This is a genomic window from Xanthobacter albus, assembly GCF_043194895.2.
In the GTDB taxonomy this organism is placed as follows: Bacteria; Pseudomonadota; Alphaproteobacteria; order Rhizobiales; family Xanthobacteraceae; genus Xanthobacter.
The window spans coordinates 1,119,250-1,137,824 of the sequence record NZ_CM195532.1 but is presented as its reverse complement, the minus strand read 5'-3'; the positions used below and the strand labels follow the sequence as shown (position 1 = coordinate 1,137,824).

The window sequence follows — 18,575 nt, the reverse complement described above, 5'->3', positions numbered from 1 at the left end:
AGCCGTCGGACAAGCCGGCTCTCTGCAGCCATAACGCGCCTGTGAACCCGCCGCGCGTGGCCGAAATGTGACACTCAAGCGCCAACCGCCGCAAAATAGCGAGATTCTCACCGGACGCCAAACCTTCTCCCCGCTTCAGCGGTGGATGACGCCGCCCGAAGCCGGAACCGTTCCAATGTCGCACCCGCGGCGGCGCCCGCCCTTGCGGGCCGCCGGGGGCGCGGCCATCCTCCGCCGCGACAAGAGGGAGACGCGACCGTGACCGACACCGCATCCGACACCCCTGAGGCCGCGCCGGAGCCGAAGCCCGTGGCCGTGACCGCCGCCGCCACCGTGCGCCGCCTCATCCGCGAGGCCCGCTTCGGCACCCTCGCCACCCTGGACGCCGACGGCGGGCCCTATGCCTCCCTGGTAGCCGTAGGCACCGATCCGGAGGGGCGCCCCACCCTGCTCATCTCCCGCCTCGCGCGGCACACGCAGAACATCGCGCGCGACACCCGCGTCTCGCTCATGATCTCCGACGCCGGCGCCGCCGACCCGCTGAACGCCGCGCGGGCGAGCCTCGTCGGCCGCATCGTGGAAGCGGGCGACCCGCTGGTGCGCGCGCGCTACCTCGGCCGCCACGAGGCCGCGACCGGCTATGCCGACTTCAAGGACTTCGGTTTCTTCCGCATCGACGTGGACCATGCGCACCTGGTGGAAGGCTTCGGCCGCATCGTGGACGTGCCGGGCGAGAAGCTCCTCACCGACTGGAACGGCGCCGACGACATCCGCGCCGCCCATGACGGCATCGTTTCCCACATGAACGCCGACCATGCCGACGCCGTGGCCCTCTACGCCACCGTGCTCGCCAAGGCCCCGGATGCCGCCTGGCGCATGGTGGGCATCGACCCGGAAGGCTTCGAGATCACCTCCGGTGAGCACGTGCGGCATCTCATCTTCCCGCAGCGCAGCAACAACGTGGGCGAGATCCGGAAAAGTCTTGTCGCCTTGGTGGAGGAGGCCCGCAAAGCCAAGGTGGCCTGAAGGAAAGACACGAAAAGCGCCTTTTCTTCCCTCATCTCCTCTTCTAGCCTTGGGATGCGCGGGGCTGCGGCCCGCCGCCTCCGCGCCCAGGGCCGGTTCCAAGCCGGCGAGAACATCCATGGAGGAAACGCCGTGCTTGAGACCGGTCACCGCAACAGCGCCTGCGGCGCGGACAGCTTCGGCTTGAGGCACCTGACCGCCGTCCACTGGAACCTGCCCGAGCCGCAGCTTTACGAGCACGCCCTGCAGCGGCTGGAAGGCCGGCTCTCCTCCGGCGGCGCGCTGATGGCCGAGACCGGCGCCCACACCGGCCGCAGCCCCAAGGACAAGTTCGTGGTGCGCGACGGCGCCACCGAGGGCACCGTGTGGTGGGACAATGCCGGCGCCATCTCGCCCGCGCAGTTCGAGGCCCTCTACCAGGACTTCCTGGCGGCGGCCGAGGGCAAGGAGCTCTACGCCCAGGACCTCCACGGCGGCGCCGATCCCGCCTGCCGCATCAAGGTGCGCGTCTACACCGAGCTCGCCTGGCACTCGCTGTTCATCCGCACCATGCTGCGCCGGCCGGAGCGCGCCGAGCTGGACGGCTTCGTGCCCGAGCTCACCATCATCGACCTGCCCTCCTTCAAGGCCGATCCGGAGCGGCACGGCGTGCACTCGCAGACGGTGATCGCGGTGGATTTCAGCCGTGGCATCGTGCTCATCGGCAATTCGGCCTATGCGGGCGAGATGAAGAAATCGGTCTTCACCGTGCTCAACTACCTGCTGCCGCAGAAGGGCATCATGCCCATGCACTGTTCGGCCAACGTGGGCGCCGACGGCGACGTGTGCCTGTTCTTCGGCCTGTCCGGCACCGGCAAGACCACCCTCTCGGCGGACGCCCGCCGCACCCTGGTGGGCGACGACGAGCATGGCTGGAGCTTCGACGGCGTCTTCAATTTCGAGGGCGGCTGCTACGCCAAGACCATCCGCCTGTCGGCGGAGGCGGAGCCGGAGATCTTCGCCGCCTCCAACCGCTTCGGCACGGTGCTGGAGAACGTGGCCCTCGATCCCGCGACCCGAGTACCGGACTTCGACGACGACAGCCGCACCGAGAACACCCGCGCCGCCTATCCGCTCCACTTCATCCCCAATGCCAGCGCCACCGGCCGGGCGGGAGTGCCGAAGAATGTGGTGATGCTCACCTGTGATGCGTTCGGCGTGCTGCCGCCCATCGCCCGCCTCACGCCGGCGCAGGCCATGTACCACTTCCTGTCCGGCTACACCGCCAAGGTGGCCGGCACGGAGCGGGGCGTGAAGGACCCGGAGGCCACCTTCTCCACCTGCTTCGGCGCGCCCTTCATGCCGCGCCACCCCTCGGTCTACGGCAACCTGCTGCGCGACCTCATCGCCACCCACGGCGTGGACTGCTGGCTGGTGAACACCGGCTGGACCGGGGGCCGCTACGGCGTCGGCCGGCGCATGCCCATCAAGGTGACACGCACCCTGCTCGACCGGGCGCTCGACGGCTCCCTGAAGGACGCCGACACGCGCACCGATCCCTATTTCGGCTTCAAGGTGCCCACCAGCGTGCCGGGCATCGAGCCGCACATCCTCCATCCCTCCAAGACCTGGGCGGACAAGGGCGAGTTCGACGCCACCGCGCGCCGGCTGGTGGCCATGTTCCAGGAGAATTTCGCGAAGTTCGAGGCCCATGTGGACGCCGCCGTGCGCGACGCCCAGCCCCACGTGCGCATCGCCGCCGAATAGGCGGCGGAACAGAGGGCGGCGGGTGCGCCGCCCTCCGCGCGGCCCTCACGGGCAGGAATAGACCTGGCCGTCGTAGCCGATGAAGGTGCCGGTGCGCGGGTCGTAGGAGCGGTAGCGCTGCATGCAGTAGGCCACCGCCTCGCGCTGCTGCTGGGCGCTCATCTGGTTGTTCTGCTGCGCGGCCGAGATCGCCGCCGCGCCGAGCGCCGCGCCCACGATGCCCGCGGCGATCCAGGCGCCGCTGTTGTCGCGGTAATACCAGCCGTTGTTGCGCCAATAGGGATTGCCCCAGCCCGGGTGCGGCCCCGGAGGCGGGGGACGCCAGCCGGGCGCGGGACGGGGGCCGCGGCCCGGGCCGGGACCAGGGCCCCACCAGCCGGGCGGGGGCGCCTGCACCTTGACGGGGCCGGCGGCGTGATCGCCGAGAGGCGCCAGTCCACCGGCGAGGCCCTGCGCCTGCACCGGCGCCATGGCGGCGGCGATGCCGGCCGCGCCAATGCTGGCGGCCAGCACCCACGACATCGCCCGGCGGGCGAGCGGGGAGGCGGCGACCGTATGCTCTCGCATCTGCATGCTGTTCTCCGTTTGCGCCGCCGTGACGCGGCGCGGCGAATCCTGTGCCCCAGGCGGAAGGCCGCTTGAAGGCAACGCGAGCGCCAACGCTACAGGCGACATGGTAAACGATTTGCGTCACGCCGCCGCAATTGCCGTTTTCTTGACGCAGGGGGACGCCGCTCCTGTTCAAGAATCGACACAATGGCGCGCGAACGTGGGAATGCTCGATTGGAGTACTCATCATGTTCGGGATCAAGAAGGTGGCCCTGGCGGCGGCGGTCGCGGCAAGCGGCATCCTTTGGTTTTCCCCGGTGCCCGCGGGGGCGCAGGCCCTGCGCCTCGGCCTCTCGGACCAGACCGCTCTCGGCGCGGGGGTGGAACAGGTCCAGTGGCACGGGCGGCCGCGCGGCGCCTATCGCGGACCGGCGATGCGGGGCGGCTACCCCGCGCGCATGGCCGGGCCCCGCTACATGGGCCCGCGATACGGAGGCCCTCGATACGGAGGCCCGCGTTATGCGGGTCCGCGCTACATGGGGCCCCGCTACGCGGTTCCACGCTATGTCCAGGGTGGCCCGGGGTGGGGCAATCCGGGGTGGCGCCCGCCGCCCGGCGCCTGGGGTCCGGGCCGGTGGTATCCCGGCCAGGGCTGGTGGCGGCCCAATTATGGCTGGGGCTATTATGACAACAGCGGTGCCTGGATCGCGCTCGGCGTGGCGAGCGGCCTCGCCCTCGGCGCAGCCGTGGCGGCGCAGCCGACCTATGTGGAGCCCGTCTATCCGTCCGGCGACGCGGTGGCCTACTGCGCGCAGCGCTACCGTTCCTATAACGTGCGCACCGGCACCTTCACCGGCTACGACGGGCTGCAGCACCCCTGCCCCTGAGGCGGAAGCCCGACCGGCGCATCCGTGCCGGTCAGGCCCTGTCATGAACCGCGTGGACATGCAGGAGGGACGCGAACGCCCAGGCGCCCCGGCCCTCCCTGCGCAGCCCCAAAACACAAGGACCCGGAGCGGCCTCCCGCTCCGGGTCCTTGTCGTTCGAGCATCAAGTCTCCGGCGCCGTCAGCGGGGCGCGAGGATCATGATCATCTGCCGGCCTTCCAGCATCGGCTCCGCCTCGACCTTGGCGATGGTGGAGACCTCTTCCTTCAGCTTCTGGAGAAGCTTGTAGCCGATGTCCTGGTGCGCCATCTCGCGACCGCGGAAGCGCAGCGTCACCTTCACCTTGTCGCCTTCCTCGAAGAAGCGCTGCATGGCGCGCATCTTCACCTCGTAGTCGTGGTCGTCGATGCCGGGTCGCAGCTTGATCTCCTTGACCTCGACCACCTTCTGCTTCTTGCGGGCCTCGGAGGCCTTCTTCTGATTCTGGTACTTGAAGCGGCCGTAGTCGAGAATCTTGCAGACCGGGGGCGCGGAATTGGGCGCGATCTCCACGAGGTCGAGGCCGGCTTCCTGCGCCAGCGCCAGCGCGTCGCGGATGGCCACCACGCCGCGGTTCTGGCCCTCCTGATCGATCAGCTGGACTTCGCGGATGCGGATTTCCTCATTGACGCGCGGTCCATCCTTCTCCGGCGCGACGGGTCTCATGGGGCGGCGAATGGCTGCGATCTCCTCAGCAGTGGAACCTGTTCCGCGGGCGCTCGGGGCGGCACCGACTGTCGCGCGGCCTCTTTCGCTGCCGCCGTCGTCGTAACCCAAGGCTCGGGGGTGACCCCAAAGATCGTGATAAACGGGCCGAAAGTCAATGACCCTGCGGGATTTCGCGCGATTCGGCGGCGCCGGGCCCGGCAGCCGCAGCCAAGCTTACCCGCGCGGGCCCGCTGGACGGTTGCGGGCGACGCACGGCATAGTCGCAGCAGCCACAGTTCAGCCGCGTTCGGCCCGCATCTCGATGCCGATTCCCCTGCGCGCGTGCGGAACGGGGGCCGCATTCTCGCCGGCCGCGCCGGAGCCACGGTGAAACCATGACCCACGCCGCTTTTCCACCGCGCCCGCTGCGCGGCCTTCTCGCCGCCGCGCTCCTCGCCGCCGCGACGCCGGCGCTGGCCGATGGCCGGCTCGACGCCAAATACGTGCTGAGCGTGGGCGGGGTGGAGCTCGGCCGCGCCTCGGTGGTGCTGGAGGCGGGCAGCGAGGCCTATGAGATTTCCGGCTCCGGCCGCATCACCGGCGTGCTGCGCGCCGTGTCCTCCGGCAAGGGCGTGGTGGCCGCCCGCGGCATGCTCACGCCCAGCAAGATGGTGCCCCGCCTCTATGCCCTGAACGCCGAGGCCGACGGCAAGAAGGAGGGCGCGCGCCTCGCCATGGCCGGCGGCGCGGTGGCGGAGATGGAGGTGGAGCCGCCCCTGAAGCCCCTGCCCGACCGCATCCCCGTCACCAACGAGACGCTCCAGAACATCATCGACCCCATGAGCGGCGCGTTCGTCTACGTGCCGCCCCCGACGAACCCGCTCTCGGCGGCCGCCTGCGAGCGGGCGGTGCCGGTGTTCGACGGGCGCCAGCGCTACGACATCGTGCTCAGCTACCTGCGCACCGAGCAGGTGAAGGCTTCCGGCTATAAGGGCCAGGCGGTGGTGTGCGGGGTGCGCTACAAGCCGGTGGCCGGCCACCGGCCCACCCGCTACACCGTGCAGTATATGGAAGACAACAAGGACATGTTCGTGTGGCTCGTGCCCATCGAGGGCACCCGTCTCATGGCGCCGTTCAAGGTCTCCGTCGCCACCATGATCGGCACCGCCGTGTTCCAGGCCACCAGCTTCGAGGCCAAGGCCAAGGACGCCCCGGTGCCCGCGAGCGCCCAGAAGCCCTGATCGGGACGGGCGCGGCTCCCCCCGCGGGAATCGGCGGGCGCGGGCGCGGCCCCACCAGCCCTGGTAGGGGGCGAAAGGCGAACATCCCGTCCCGCGCGATTCGGTCGTGATTCGTTCGGCCCCTGTTCACGCGGGGGCCGCGGGGCCGCCGGCCGTCCCCCGGCGGGACACGACGGCCCGAACCACGGGATGCCGCCGGAAATTACCGCGATGCAGCAAAGGCTGTGCCGGCCGGCGCGTCCCGCGTTGACACTCCCCGTGCCGCCGGTGTTCCCTGAGGGCGCGTGAGCGTGTCACGCAAGAGGACATCATGTCGAAACGCTCCAAGGTTGCGGAGAAGCATGCGGCCGACGCGCCGCGCGGCCCGGCCTCCCTCGCCGAAGCCAAGGCCTGGATGGCAGCACGGGAGATCACCGAGATCGAGTGCACCGTGCCGGACCTTGCCAGCGTCGCCCGCGGCAAGATCATGCCGGTTTCCAAATTCCTCACCTCGCCGGTGATGAACCTGCCGCTTTCCGTCTTCCTTCAGACCATTTCCGGCGAATATCCCGCCTATGAGGGCCTGGTCGATTCGGTGGTCGCCGACAGCGACCTCGTGCTCGAGCCCGACTTTTCCACCCTCTGCACGGTGCCCTGGGCGCAGGACCCCACCGCCCAGGTGATCCACGACGCCTACCACCGCGACGGGCGCCCGGTGGAGATCGCGCCCCGGCAGGTGCTGAAGAACGTCCTCAGCCTGTACGCGGCCAAGGGCTGGAAGCCGGTGGTGGCGCCGGAGATCGAATTCTATCTGGTGGAGCCGAACACCGATCCGGACTATCCGCTGAAGCCGCCGGTGGGCCGCTCCGGCCGGCCCGAGATCGGCCGCCAGTCCTACTCGATTCAGGCGGTGAACGAGTTCGACGCCCTGTTCGAGGACATGTACGACTATGCCGAGGCGCAGGGCCTGGAGATCGACACCCTGATCCACGAGGACGGCGCCGCGCAGATGGAGATCAACCTGCGCCACGGCGATCCCCTGGCGCTGGCCGATCAGGTGTTCCTGTTCAAGCGCACCATCCGCGAGGCGGCGCTCGCCCACAAGATCTACGCCACCTTCATGGCCAAGCCCATCGCCAACGAGCCGGGCAGCGCCATGCACATCCACCAGTCGGTGGTGAGCGCCGCGACCGGGCAGAACATCTTCTCCGACGAGAGCGGCGACCCCACGCCCGAGTTCTTCTCCTTCATCGCCGGGCACCAGAAATACCTGCCGGCGGTCATGTGCATCCTGGCGCCCTATGTGAATTCCTACCGGCGCCTCACCCGCGATTCCATGGCGCCCATCAACCTGCAATGGGGCTATGACAACCGCACCGCGGCCCTGCGCGTCCCTCCGTCCTCTCCGGCGGCGCGGCGGGTGGAGAACCGGGTGCCCTCGTCCGACGCCAACCCCTATCTCGTCATCGCCGCCTCCCTGGCCTGCGGCTATCTCGGCATCGTCGAGGGGCTGCGCGCCACCGACCCGCTGGAGGACGACGCCAAGAATCTCGGCTTCGAGCTCCCCCGCGGCCTTCTGGAGGCGCTGGCCGAGTTCGAGGACTGCCAGCCGCTGGCCGATGTGCTCGGCAAGCGCTTCGTCGCCACCTATGCGGCGGTCAAGCAGGCGGAGTTCGAGACCTTCATGCGCGTCATTTCCCCGTGGGAGCGCGAATATCTGCTGCTGAACGTGTAGGACCCGGCACGGCGGGAGATCCTCTCGCGGGCCCACGAGGTCTGCGGGAAGGGGCCCGCAGCGCCGGTCCAGCACCGCGACGACGATGCCCCCCGCGCGCCCACACCGGCGGCGGGCTCTCCGGACGCCAGCAACGGAGCGTTTCATGGCCCCTCCCCGCCCCATGGCGCACCCCGCCTCATGGTATGTGGCGACCGCCAACCCCATGCCGGACTTCCCGCCCCTCCAGGGCGCGGCGAAGGCCGACGTGTGCGTGCTCGGCGGCGGCTACACCGGCCTCTCGGCGGCCCTGCACCTCGCCGAGGCCGGCTTCGACGTGGTGCTGCTGGAAGCCTCGCGGGTCGCCTCCGGCGCCTCGGGGCGCAATGGCGGGCAGATCCATTCCGGCCAGCGCCGCCACCAGGACTTCCTGGAAGCGGCGGTGGGCCTCGACGACGCCCGCAAGCTGTGGGCGCTGGCGGAGGAATCGAAGGTGCTGGTGCGCGACCTCGTCGCGCGCCACGCCATCGCCTGCGACCTGAAGGACGGCCTCATCCTGGCCGACCACAAGCCCCACTACGTGGCCGAGAGCCACGCTTATGCCGCCCACCTGCGCGACACCTACGGCTATACCGCGATCGAGCCCCTCGACCGCGCGCAGATGCGCGCCCTGGTGGGCTCCCCCGCCTATTACGGCGGCGTGTTCGACCATGGCGGCGGCCACCTGCACCCGCTCAACTTCGCCCTCGGCCTCGCGGCGGCGGCGGCGCGGGCCGGCGCGCGCATCCACGAGGGCACCCGCGTCACCGCGGTGGCGGACGGCGCCGACGGCGTCACCGTGACCACCGAGGGCGGCGGCACCGTGAAGGCCGCCTTCCTGCTCGAATGCGGCAACGGCCTCATGGACGGGCTCGACCGGCGGGTGGACACCCATGTCATGTCCATCTGCAACTACATCGCCGCCACCGAGCCCCTGGGCGAGCGGGCGCGGAGCATCATCGCCAACGACGCGGCGGTGGCGGACAGCAAGTTCGTGGTGAACTACTTCCGCCTCTCGCCGGACGGGCGGCTCCTGTTCGGCGGCGGCGAGAGCTACCGCCGCAACCTGAGGGACAACATCCCCGAGTTCGTGCGCCCCTTCATGGCGCGCATCTTCCCGCAGCTCGCCGATGTGCGCATCGATTACGGCTGGGGCGGCGTGCTCGGCATCACGCTCACGCGCCTGCCGTTCGTGCGGCGGCTCTCGAAGCATGTGCTGGTCTCGGCCGCCTATTCCGGCCACGGGGTCGCGCTCGCGCCCCTGTTCGGCAAGATCCTGGCGGAGGCGGTGCAGGGCCAGCTCGAGCGGTTCGACCTGCTGGGCCGCCTGCCGGTGCCCAGCTTTCCCGGCGGCACGCTGCTGCGCTACCCGCTGCTGGTGGCGGGCCTCAGCTACTACGCCCTGCGCGACAAGCTCTGAACGGCGCACCACGCCGAGCGGCGTGGCGCCATCGCCGGGCGCGGCCAAACGCGGGCCCGCGCCCCTTCATCAGCTTCCCTCGGATGCCACCGAAGGCCCCACCTCTGCTCAGTCCAGGCCGCCGAGGCGGCGGGCCTCGGCCAGCGCCTTGAAGCAGCCGCTCTCGTCGCCCGCCGCCTGCAGGTTCATGGCCTGGTTGAGCGCGCCGTAGGCACCCGTCTGCGGCCCGGTGAGGCCGGCCGCCTCCAGCGAGCCGGGCGTGGGCTGCTGGGCATCCTGCGCGCCGATGCTCTGCGCCTGGGCGGGCGGCTGCTTCGGCGGCGGGAACTTGGCCTTGAGCTGCTGCTGCACGGTGACGATCTGCTCCAGGCACGCCTGCGCGCGCGCGGGCAGGCTGCCGGCCAGGAGCCCCACGGCGAGGGTGGCGAACAGCGCCGCCTTGAGGGCGACGGCCTTGAGCGGAAGGCAGATGAAGGCGAGCGCACGCACGATGACGGGTCCCATGGCCGTTCCTCGGTTCTGAAGCATTGTCCCGCGGGCCGGCACCGACGCGGGGCCGGTGCCTTGTTCCTGTTAGAGCGTTTTCGAGCGAAGTGGAAACCGGTTCGCGTGAAGAAAACGCGTCAACTCGAAAATCTGGAGCGTTTTCCCGAGTCCAGGCAAGGGGGGAACGCTCCGGAGCCCAGCCCCGCCCGCCCCGCAAGGGGGCAGACGGCGCCGCCGGGCGGAACCCCGGCCTCAGCCGTGCCCGGCCTTCTCCCGGCGCCTGCGGGCCACCATGTTCAGCCCCTCGATGGCGGCCGAGAAGCCCATGGCGGCATAGACGTAGCCCTTCGGCACATGGGCGCCGAAGCCCTCCGCGATCAGCGTCATGCCGATCATGATGAGGAAGCCGAGGGCCAGCATCACCACCGTGGGATTGGCCTCGATGAACCGGGCCAGCGGATCGGCGGCGAGCAGCATGCAGGTCACCGCCACGATGACGGCAATGATCATGATCGGGATGTGCTCGGTCATGCCCACGGCGGTGATGATGCTGTCGATGGAGAACACGAGGTCCAGCATCAGGATCTGCGCGATGGCCGAGACGAAGCCCAGGGACACCTTGGTGTCGAACAGGTCGTCGCTGGGGTGGGGGTCCACGTTGTGGTGGATCTCCTTGGTCGCCTTCCACACCAGGAACAGGCCGCCGGCGATGAGGATCATGTCGCGCCAGGAGAAGCCCTGGCCGAACACCGTGAACACCGGCGCGGTGAGGGTGACGATGATGGCCACCGTGCCGAGCAGGCCCAGCCGCAGGATCAGCGCGAGGCCGATGCCGATGCGCCGCGCCTTGGCGCGGTATTGCGGGGGCAGCTTGTTGGTAAGGATGGAGATGAAGATGAGGTTGTCGATGCCGAGCACCACTTCCATGGCGATCAGCGTGACGAGCGCGACCCAGGCCGCGGGATCGGCGGCAAGCTGCAGCAGGTAATCCATTACGAGGCACCTTGGAAAATGGACATCGGGAGGGGCGAAGCGGGGGCCTGCGACGGCCCCGGCACGGGCGGCGGCGCATGGACGCGCAGGGCCGCGGGCAGCACGCGGAAACAGGCGGGCGTGAAGGTGACGAGCTCGCCATCGGTGTTGACGGGCCGGGGCCGGCTGGTGCGCACCACCACTTCGGTGGTGCCGAAGGCGCGCACGTCGTTCCACTGCCCCTGCGTGCCCCGGCGCAGCGAGGGCAGCAGCGCCAGCAGGCGCCACCAGTGGTCCACCTCCAGGCTGTAGAAATCGAGCCGGCCGTCGTCGGCCGTGGCGCCGGCTTCCACCGCCATGCCGCCGCCGTAGTAGCGCCCGTTGCCCACCGAGACCTGGAGCGTGCGCACGTTCTCCACCGTGCCGTCATGCTCGATGAAGGCGGTGAACAGCCGCGACTGCCACAGCAGGCGCGCCGCCACCACGGCATAGCCGAGCACGCCGAAGCGCTTCTTGGCCGCGGCGGTGAGGACGCGGGCGAGATCGGCGCTGAAGCCGATGCTGGCCACGTTCAGGAAGGGGTGGCCGTTCACGTCGCCGAGGTCCACCGGGCGCGGCGCGCTCTCCACGATCAGCCGCGCCGCCGCCACCGGATCGGCAGGAATGCCGAGTGTGCGGGCGAAGTCGTTGGCGGTGCCGAGCGGCAGCACGCCCAGCGGCAGCCCCGTGTCGCGCAGCCCGGAAGCTGCGGCATTCAGGGTGCCGTCGCCGCCCCCCACGATCACCAGATCGACGGTGCCGGCCGCGGCGCGGATGAGATCGGAAAGGACGGCGGGGCCCGCCACGCGCTCCGGCCACGGCGCCTCAGCGAGCACGATGCCGCCGGCGGTGAGCGCCGCCCGCGCCGGGCCGAGCGGCGCGGCACCCTGGCGGGCGCGGGGATTGACGATGAGAAGGGCGCGCCGCGGTCCGCGCGGCGGAAGCGCCGTCATGGGAGCCGCCCGGCGGGCGCGCCTTCGGCGGCGCGCGGCAGGGAAAGCGGGGAAAACACGAAAACCGGCATGGGGCCTCGGGACGTGGCAGCGGGGACGCTGCATGCCGCGAGGCGACGGCGACCGGGGCACGCCGGATCACCGCGCGTCCAGGCGACACGCGAAGATCCGACATCACGCGGCTGGAAGTCGCGCCAGAGGGGCCCGGATCGGTGTGCCTAAGGTAAGGGCGAAGGGCGCCGCACCAAGGTCGGCATACTGTGGCGTAATGCCGCATACCGCATCGCAGCACGGCGGAGGCGTCGGCCACGGCGTGGCGGAGCGAGACACCCGCGAGCGCGCGCGGGGCAAGGAATATGGCGGTGCGGGAGAAAACCGAAGGGAGGGAGGAGAGCGGGGGCGATGCCCTCCTCCCTCAGCCCGATCAGCCGATGGGTTGCGGAGCCAGCGAACTGACCGAACGGTTCGGTCGAACGACTTTGACATACCCCACCCCCTTGGGTATGGCAAGAGGGAACCGAACGGTTCGGTCAAAACTTCTGAACCCAGCGGCCTCTCCACCGCGGGCCAATGCCCTTCCGGCGCCGTCGCACGCCGCTTGCATGGAGCTCCATGCCCGACGGCCGACTTGCGCATACGGTACGGGATGGCACAGAACGGGGATGAAAGGAGAGGACGCCAGGTGACGACCCAAGACCCCATCGCCCTCCAGGACCCCGCCGCGCCCCGCCGCCCGTTCACGCAGACGCGGAGCCCGGCGCCGGCCTGCGACGTGCGCGAGAACGCGACTGCCGCCGGGCAGGACCCCGAGAAGCGCCGCAAGATTCTCTCCGGCGCGCGCGAGGTCTTCCTGGAGCGCGGCTTCGACGCCGCCAGCATGGGCGACATCGCCCGCGCCGCCGGGGTGTCCAAGGGCACGCTCTACGTCTACTTCCAGAACAAGGAAGACCTGTTCTCCGCCCTCGTCTCCAGCGAGTGCAGCGAGACCGCCGAGCGCCTGTTCGTGCTCGACCACAACGAGCCCGACATCGAGAAGGTGCTCTCCACCCTCGGCCACTCCTTCATCGCGGCGATGATCCGGCCCGAGCACATGGCGACCCTGCGCACTGTGATCGCCATCGGCAGCAAGTTTCCAGAGATCAGCCACCTCTTCTTCGAGGCCGGCCCCTGCCAGGGCATCCGCCGGCTCAGCGACTTCCTCACCGCCAAGGTGGAGCAGGGCGCGCTGAGCATCGACGATGTGGAACAGGCCGCGAGCCAGTTCCTCTCCCTGTGCAAGGACGGCATCACGGTGCCGATCCTGATGGGCAGCGCCGAATCGCCGGACCCCGCCCACGCGGAGAAGGTGGTGAAGGGCGCGGTCTACCTCTTCATGAGCGCCTACGGCACGAAACGCTGAGCCGCCGGTCCCCCAGCCCCTTCGCCAACGGGATAGGATTGCATGTCGAACGCGGTGACCCTCTACGGCATCAAGGCCTGCGACACCATGAAGAAGGCCCGCGCCTGGCTCGATGCCAATGCCGTCGCCTATGCCTTCCACGACTACAAGACCGAGGGCCTCGACCGCGCGACGCTCGCCGGCTGGGTGGAGAAGCTGGGCTGGGAGCCGCTGCTCAACCGCGCCGGCACCACCTTCCGCAAGCTGCCGGAGGCGGACCGCGCCGGGCTCGACGCGGAGAAGGCCATGGCGCTGATGCTTGCCCAGCCCTCCATGATCAAGCGGCCGGTGCTGGCGCGCGGCGGCGCGCTATTGGTGGGCTTCAAGCCCGAGGCCTACGCCGCCGCCTTCACGGGGCAGGCCGCGTGACCGCAGCGGCTCGCCCGGGCACGCCATCGTTCCGCCGGGGCTGCCCCTGGGGACGAATTGCGCCCTCCGCCGGTTGCGGCTATCCAGGGCGGCCCGACAACCAAGCGAGCGCGGCGGGCGGCTCCACGCACTGGGTAGAGGCTTGATGGGCCGTCTCGATCGCTACATCTTCTCAACGGCCGCCGTGGCCTTCGCGGGGGTGGTGGTGGTGCTCGCGGGCATGATCTGGTCCACCCAGGCGCTGCGGCAGCTGGACCTCGTCACCAGCCAGGGCCAGACCATCATCGCCTTCGTGGCCATCACCAGCCTGACCATGCCGACCCTGGTGCTGGTGATCGCCCCGGCGGCTCTGTTCATCGCCACCGCCTACACCCTGCTGAAGCTCAACGGCGACAGCGAGATCGTGGTGATGGCCGCGGCCGGCATGAGCCCATGGCGGCTGCTGCGGGCGCTGATCCTGCTCGCCATCCTGGTCTCGCTGTTCTGCTCCGCTCTGGCGGTGCTGGTGGTGCCCACCAGCCTCCGCGCCTTCCGCGACCAGGTGACCAAGGTGCGCGCCGACGTGGTGTCGTTCGTGGCGCAGCCCGGACGCTTCGTGACGCTGACGCCGGGCCTCGTGTTCCATGTGCGCGAGCGCGCCTCCAACGGCGTGATGCACGGCATCTTCATCCACGATGCCCGCGACAAGGAGATCACCACCTACCTCGCCGAGCGCGGCCAGATCGTGGACAACGAGGCCGGCACCTTCCTGGTGCTGGAGAACGGCTCCATCCACCGCCGCGGCGGGGAAAAGAGCAACTCGACCTCGGTGGTGGAGTTCCAGCGCTACGCCCTGGACCTGTCCTCCCTCGCGCCCAACAACCCGGCCCAGGACATCCGCCCGGCCGAGCGCCCCATCGCCTATGTGTACCAGCCGCCGGAGGACGACATCTACCAGAAGGTGCAGCCGGGGCGGTTCCGGGAGGAGCTGCACAAGCGCCTCTCGGCCGGGCTTTATCCGCTCGCCTATTTCGCCATCGCCGCGGCGGCGCTGGCGCGGCCGCGCACCACCCGCCAGAGCCGCGGCGCGGCGCTCCTCGCCATCATTCCCGCCATGGCCGCGGTGCAGATCGGCAATTTCGCCATCGCCGGCCAGCTGCGCGCCCAGGATGCGGCGGTGCCGCTCATCTACATCTTCCCGCTGGTGGTGGTCGTCCTGTGCGCGCTGCTGCTCAGCGACCGGGTCAACATCACGCCGCCGCGCGCCCTCACCGCCTTCGGCGAGGGCCTGGGCCGGCTCTTCACCCGCCGCAAGGCGGCCTGAGCGATGGGTGCTGCACCATGATCGGCCCCACCCTCGGCTTCTATTTCGCGCGGCGCTTCGCCTCGGCGGTGGCGCTGATCTTCTTCGGCTGCGTCGCCCTCATCATGCTGGTCGACTTCCTGGAGATGGCCCGCCGCACCGCCGACCGCGACAATGTCACGGTCGCCATGGTGGCGCTGGTCACGGTCTTTCGCGCGCCGGCCTTCACCGAGCAGCTCCTGCCGTTCGCGGTGCTGTTCGGCTCCATCGCCACCTTCGTGCTGCTGTCGCGCCGGCTGGAGCTGGTGGTGGCGCGGGCGGTGGGCCTCTCCGCCTGGCAGTTCATCGCGCCGCCGGTGATCGTGGCCTTCCTCATCGGCGTGTTCGCCACCACCGTGTTCAATCCGGTCTCGGCCGACTTCAAGGAGCGCGCCAACGAGCTGGAGAGCGAGATCTTCGGCTCCTCCCCCACGCTCGCCATCACCGGCAAGCAGGATTTCTGGGTGCGGCAGCAGAGCCTGGACGGCCAGAGCATCATCCAGGCCTCCGCCTCCTCGCAGGGCGGGCGGGTGCTTTCTTCCGTCGTGGTTTATGAATTCTCAACGGACGGAAAGCTCATGGAGCGGGTGGAGGCGCGCACCGCCACCCTCGGCGACGGATCGTGGATTCTCAAGGACGCACGGGTCATCATCCCCGGCCAGGACCTGCAGAAATTCGACACCTACCTCATTGCCACCAATCTCGACCCCAATCAGGTCCAGGACAATCTGGTGGCGCCCGAGACAGTGCCATTTTGGCAACTGCCGTCGGCTATTCGCAGTGCGGAACACGCCGGCTTTGGCGCAGCGCGGTATCGGCTTCAGTTCCAAAGCCTTTTGGCTCGGCCCTTTTTGCTGGTGGCAATGGTGCTGATCGCCGCGGTGGTGGGCCTGCGCGTGTTCCGCTTCGGCGGTGTGGGGCAGACGATTCTCGGTGGCGTGGCCGCGGGCTTTCTGCTTTATGTGGGGACCAAGCTTGCCGAGGATCTCGGAGAAGCAGGAATTGTTCATCCTGTTGCTGCAGCATGGTTTCCAGCGGTGACGGGAATCGTTATGGGGGCTCTCATTCTGTTGCATCGGGAGGACGGATGAGGGTCGCTTCGAACCCCGTCTCAGAGCTCGGAAGCTCCAGCCACGGTCTTCGGATTCGGGGTGCGGGTCTTCGTGTATCCGCTCTGATGGGCCTCTTCCTGCTCCTGTCGCCCGCCGTCGGCCCTGCTGCGGCGCAGCAAGGAGCCTCCACGGCTGCCCCCACTCAGGCCGCCGCCCCCCAAGGGTCCGCCCCTCAGGGGATGACGACGGGTGCCGCCTCGGCATTCGGCGGCACCATGCTGCCCAACCATCAGCTCGACCCGAACCAGAAGATGCTGGTGACGGCCGACCAGATGGAATACGACACCCAGGCCGAGACGGTGGCCGCCGTCGGCAACGTCCAGATCTATTACGACGGATCGACCCTCGAGGCCGACCGCGTCGAGCTCGACCGCAAGGCCAACGTCCTGCGCGCGAGCGGCCATGTCCGCATGAAGGAGAAGGACGGCAAGATCGTCACGGCCGACAATCTCGAGCTAACCCAGGACTTCAAGCAGGGCTTCATCAATTCCCTGCGGCTCGACACGCCGGACAAGACCCATTTCGCCGCCGCGCGGGCCGACCGCACGGAAGGCAACGTGACCGTGCTGCAGAACGGCGTCTACACCGCCTGCGAGCCGTGCCGGGAAGACCCCACACGTCCGCCGCTGTGGCAGATCCGGGCCAAGAAGATCATCCACAACCAAGACGAGCGGATGATCTACTATGAGCATGCCACGCTGGAGTTCTTCGGCCTGCCCATGGCCTACTTCCCGTACATGTCGTCGCCTGACCCGACGGTGAAGCGCAAGACCGGCTTCCTCGCGCCGGACTTCTTCACCTCGAGCCAGATCGGCTACGCGGTGGGCATTCCCTTCTTCTGGAACATCGCGCCCGACCGCGACATGACCATAACCCCGGCATACACCTCCAAGCAGGGTCTGCTGATGCAGGGCGAATGGCGCCAGCGCCTGATCAACGGCAGCTACGCCATCCGCGCCGCCGGGATCATGCAGGAGGACAAGGAAGCGTTCATGAACAACGCGTCCGACCCCCTGCCCGGCTACAGGGACAATCGCGGCGCCATCCAGACCACCGGCAACTTCGCCATCAACCAGTTCTGGTCCTTCGGCTGGGACGGCACCCTCGCGTCCGATCGCACCTTCCTGCGCGATTACGACCTGATCGGCGACTCGGTGACCACCAAGATCTCCACCGCCTACCTCACCGGCCAGGGCGACCGCTCCTTCTTCGATCTGCGCGGGCTGTACTTCCTCGGCCTGTCGGTGACCGACAACCAGGACACCATCCCGATCGTCGGCACGCTCAACTACTCCAAGGTGTTCGACAAGCCACTGTGGGGCGGCGAATCCGGCTTCAAGGTGAACCTCACCAGCATGACCCGCGACGAGGCCGCCTTCCTCGGCACCTCCTCCCTGTGGTCCAGCGGCGGCGCCACCGGCGTGCCCACCGGCTCGTGCACGCTCGCCAATCCCAATGCGGCGCAGTGCCTGCTGCGCGGCGCTCCCGGCGACTACACGCGCCTTTCCGGCGATCTCTACTGGAAGAAGACCATCACGGACTCCTGGGGCCAGATGTGGACCCCGTTCGTGACGGCGCGGGTGGACGTGGCCTCGGTCAACGTCGGCGCCCTGCCCTACAACTACATGTACGGGCCGACCCTGCCCGGCCAGAATCCCCTCCAGTCCGGCAGCGAAGACCTCATCCGCGCCATGCCGGCGGTGGGCGTGGACTACCGCTACCCCTTCATCTCGATGGAAAGCTGGGGCACCCAGACCATCGAGCCGCGGGCGCAGATCATCATCCGCCCGAACGAGACCGACATCGGCTCCTTCCCCAACGAGGATGCCCAGAGCCTGGTGTTCGACGACACCAACCTCTTCGAGATCAACAAATATTCCGGCTATGACCGGGTCGAGGGCGGCAGCCGCGCCAATGTGGGCCTGACCTATACGGCCAACGTCAACGGCTTCGGCACCCTGAGCGCCCTGGTCGGCCAGTCCTACAACCTGTTCGGCAAGAACTCCTTCGCCTACGGAGACATGGCCAACACCGGCCTCGAATCCGGCCTGGAGACCAACGCCTCCGACTACATCGCCCGGGTGAGCTATTCGCCCACCAGCAACCTGGAGCTCATCTCCCGCTTCCGCTTCGACAATGTGGACTGGTCGCTGCAGCGGCTGGAGCTTCAGGGCCGCGTCGCCGTCGACAAGCTGAGCGTGTCGGTCACCTACGGCCGATACGAGGCGCAGCCGTTGCTCGGCTATTACAACCTGCGCGAGGGCGTCTACACGACCGCGTCCTACAAGCTGAACGACTTCTGGACCCTCAACGGCGGCGTGCGCTACGACATCGCCCAGTCCGAGATGGACTACACCCTGCTGGGCGTAGGCTATAAGGACGACTGCTTCACGCTGAACTTCAACTACATCCAGGACTACAGCATCAACGGTCCCAATTCCTCTCCGGTCACCAAGCTGATGCTCCGCATCGGCCTGCGCACCCTGGGCGAAAGCGGGATCTCGACCTCGATGGGCTCCGGCTCCGGCTCCGGTTCCTCGAACAGCCTGTTCCAGTAGCACCGTGGCCGGCGCCTTGAGCGCCGGCTGGCGAGGCGC

General features: G+C 69.1%; 16 protein-coding genes. 11 read left to right on the top strand and 5 right to left on the bottom strand.

The annotated features are described in order from the left end of the window. Positions 1-258 precede the first annotated feature (258 nt). Both V5F75_RS05030 and V5F75_RS05025 read left to right on the top strand, forming a co-directional pair. Positions 259-1,026: a HugZ family pyridoxamine 5'-phosphate oxidase gene (locus tag V5F75_RS05030; RefSeq protein WP_394033385.1), complete on the top strand. Its 768-nt coding sequence runs from the start codon at positions 259-261 to the stop codon at positions 1,024-1,026. A 132-nt stretch (positions 1,027-1,158) separates the two neighbouring features. Next, positions 1,159-2,772, top strand: coding sequence for a phosphoenolpyruvate carboxykinase (locus V5F75_RS05025; RefSeq protein WP_394033384.1), 1,614 nt, complete (start codon positions 1,159-1,161; stop codon positions 2,770-2,772). Between the two features lie 45 nt (positions 2,773-2,817). On the opposite strand, the gene V5F75_RS05020 is transcribed toward V5F75_RS05025, so the two are convergent. Beyond that, positions 2,818-3,345 (bottom strand): BA14K family protein, encoded by a 528-nt coding sequence (locus V5F75_RS05020; RefSeq protein ID WP_394033383.1) that lies wholly within the window; start codon positions 3,343-3,345, stop codon positions 2,818-2,820. A 224-nt stretch (positions 3,346-3,569) separates the two neighbouring features. On the opposite strand from V5F75_RS05020, the gene V5F75_RS05015 reads away from it, so the two are divergent. Further along, positions 3,570-4,208, top strand: coding sequence for a BA14K family protein (locus tag V5F75_RS05015; RefSeq protein ID WP_394033382.1), 639 nt, complete (start codon positions 3,570-3,572; stop codon positions 4,206-4,208). Positions 4,209-4,388: 180 nt separating this feature from the next. Here the strand turns inward: V5F75_RS05015 and infC are convergent, their stop codons facing one another. Beyond that, positions 4,389-4,913: a translation initiation factor IF-3 gene (gene infC, locus V5F75_RS05010; protein WP_394033381.1), complete on the bottom strand. Its 525-nt coding sequence runs from the start codon at positions 4,911-4,913 to the stop codon at positions 4,389-4,391. Positions 4,914-5,290: 377 nt separating this feature from the next. Between infC and V5F75_RS05005 the strand changes: the two genes are divergently transcribed. The 3 genes from V5F75_RS05005 to V5F75_RS04995 all read left to right on the top strand — a co-directional run bounded on the left by V5F75_RS05005 (position 5,291) and on the right by V5F75_RS04995 (position 9,288). Next, positions 5,291-6,136, top strand: a complete 846-nt coding sequence (locus V5F75_RS05005) for a DUF3108 domain-containing protein (RefSeq protein ID WP_394033380.1) — start codon at positions 5,291-5,293, stop codon at positions 6,134-6,136. Between the two features lie 310 nt (positions 6,137-6,446). Then, positions 6,447-7,850, top strand: coding sequence for a glutamine synthetase family protein (locus V5F75_RS05000; RefSeq protein WP_394033379.1), 1,404 nt, complete (start codon positions 6,447-6,449; stop codon positions 7,848-7,850). Positions 7,851-7,995: 145 nt separating this feature from the next. Continuing rightward, a complete protein-coding gene (locus tag V5F75_RS04995) occupies positions 7,996-9,288 on the top strand; it encodes an NAD(P)/FAD-dependent oxidoreductase (protein WP_394033378.1) in 1,293 nt (430 codons plus the stop codon). A 108-nt stretch (positions 9,289-9,396) separates the two neighbouring features. Here V5F75_RS04995 and V5F75_RS04990 read toward each other — a convergent pair whose 3' ends face one another. The 3 genes from V5F75_RS04990 to V5F75_RS04980 form a co-directional block, all read right to left on the bottom strand. Further along, positions 9,397-9,792, bottom strand: a complete 396-nt coding sequence (locus tag V5F75_RS04990; RefSeq protein WP_394033377.1) for a hypothetical protein — start codon at positions 9,790-9,792, stop codon at positions 9,397-9,399. Positions 9,793-10,026: 234 nt separating this feature from the next. Then, a complete protein-coding gene (locus V5F75_RS04985) occupies positions 10,027-10,767 on the bottom strand; it encodes a TerC family protein (RefSeq protein WP_394033376.1) in 741 nt (246 codons plus the stop codon). After that, the gene (locus tag V5F75_RS04980; RefSeq protein WP_394033375.1) at positions 10,767-11,738 is read right to left on the bottom strand and encodes a lipid kinase; all 972 of its coding nucleotides are present in this window, start codon (positions 11,736-11,738) and stop codon (positions 10,767-10,769) included. The genes V5F75_RS04985 and V5F75_RS04980 overlap by 1 nt, the downstream gene beginning before the upstream one ends. A gap of 682 nt (positions 11,739-12,420) precedes the next feature. Here V5F75_RS04980 and V5F75_RS04975 point away from each other — a divergent pair. The 5 genes from V5F75_RS04975 to V5F75_RS04955 all read left to right on the top strand — a co-directional run bounded on the left by V5F75_RS04975 (position 12,421) and on the right by V5F75_RS04955 (position 18,536). Further along, positions 12,421-13,137, top strand: a complete 717-nt coding sequence (locus V5F75_RS04975) for a TetR/AcrR family transcriptional regulator (RefSeq protein ID WP_394033374.1) — start codon at positions 12,421-12,423, stop codon at positions 13,135-13,137. 42 nt (positions 13,138-13,179) lie between these two features. After that, positions 13,180-13,545, top strand: a complete 366-nt coding sequence (locus V5F75_RS04970; protein WP_394033373.1) for an ArsC family reductase — start codon at positions 13,180-13,182, stop codon at positions 13,543-13,545. Positions 13,546-13,690: 145 nt separating this feature from the next. Continuing rightward, on the top strand, positions 13,691-14,848 hold the full coding sequence (lptF, locus tag V5F75_RS04965) for an LPS export ABC transporter permease LptF (protein ID WP_394033372.1): 1,158 nt from the start codon (positions 13,691-13,693) through the stop codon (positions 14,846-14,848). Positions 14,849-14,865: 17 nt separating this feature from the next. Next, the gene (lptG, locus tag V5F75_RS04960; protein WP_394033371.1) at positions 14,866-15,957 is read left to right on the top strand and encodes an LPS export ABC transporter permease LptG; all 1,092 of its coding nucleotides are present in this window, start codon (positions 14,866-14,868) and stop codon (positions 15,955-15,957) included. Between the two features lie 236 nt (positions 15,958-16,193). Further along, a complete protein-coding gene (locus V5F75_RS04955) occupies positions 16,194-18,536 on the top strand; it encodes an LPS assembly protein LptD (RefSeq protein ID WP_509212141.1) in 2,343 nt (780 codons plus the stop codon). Positions 18,537-18,575: the final 39 nt, after the last annotated feature.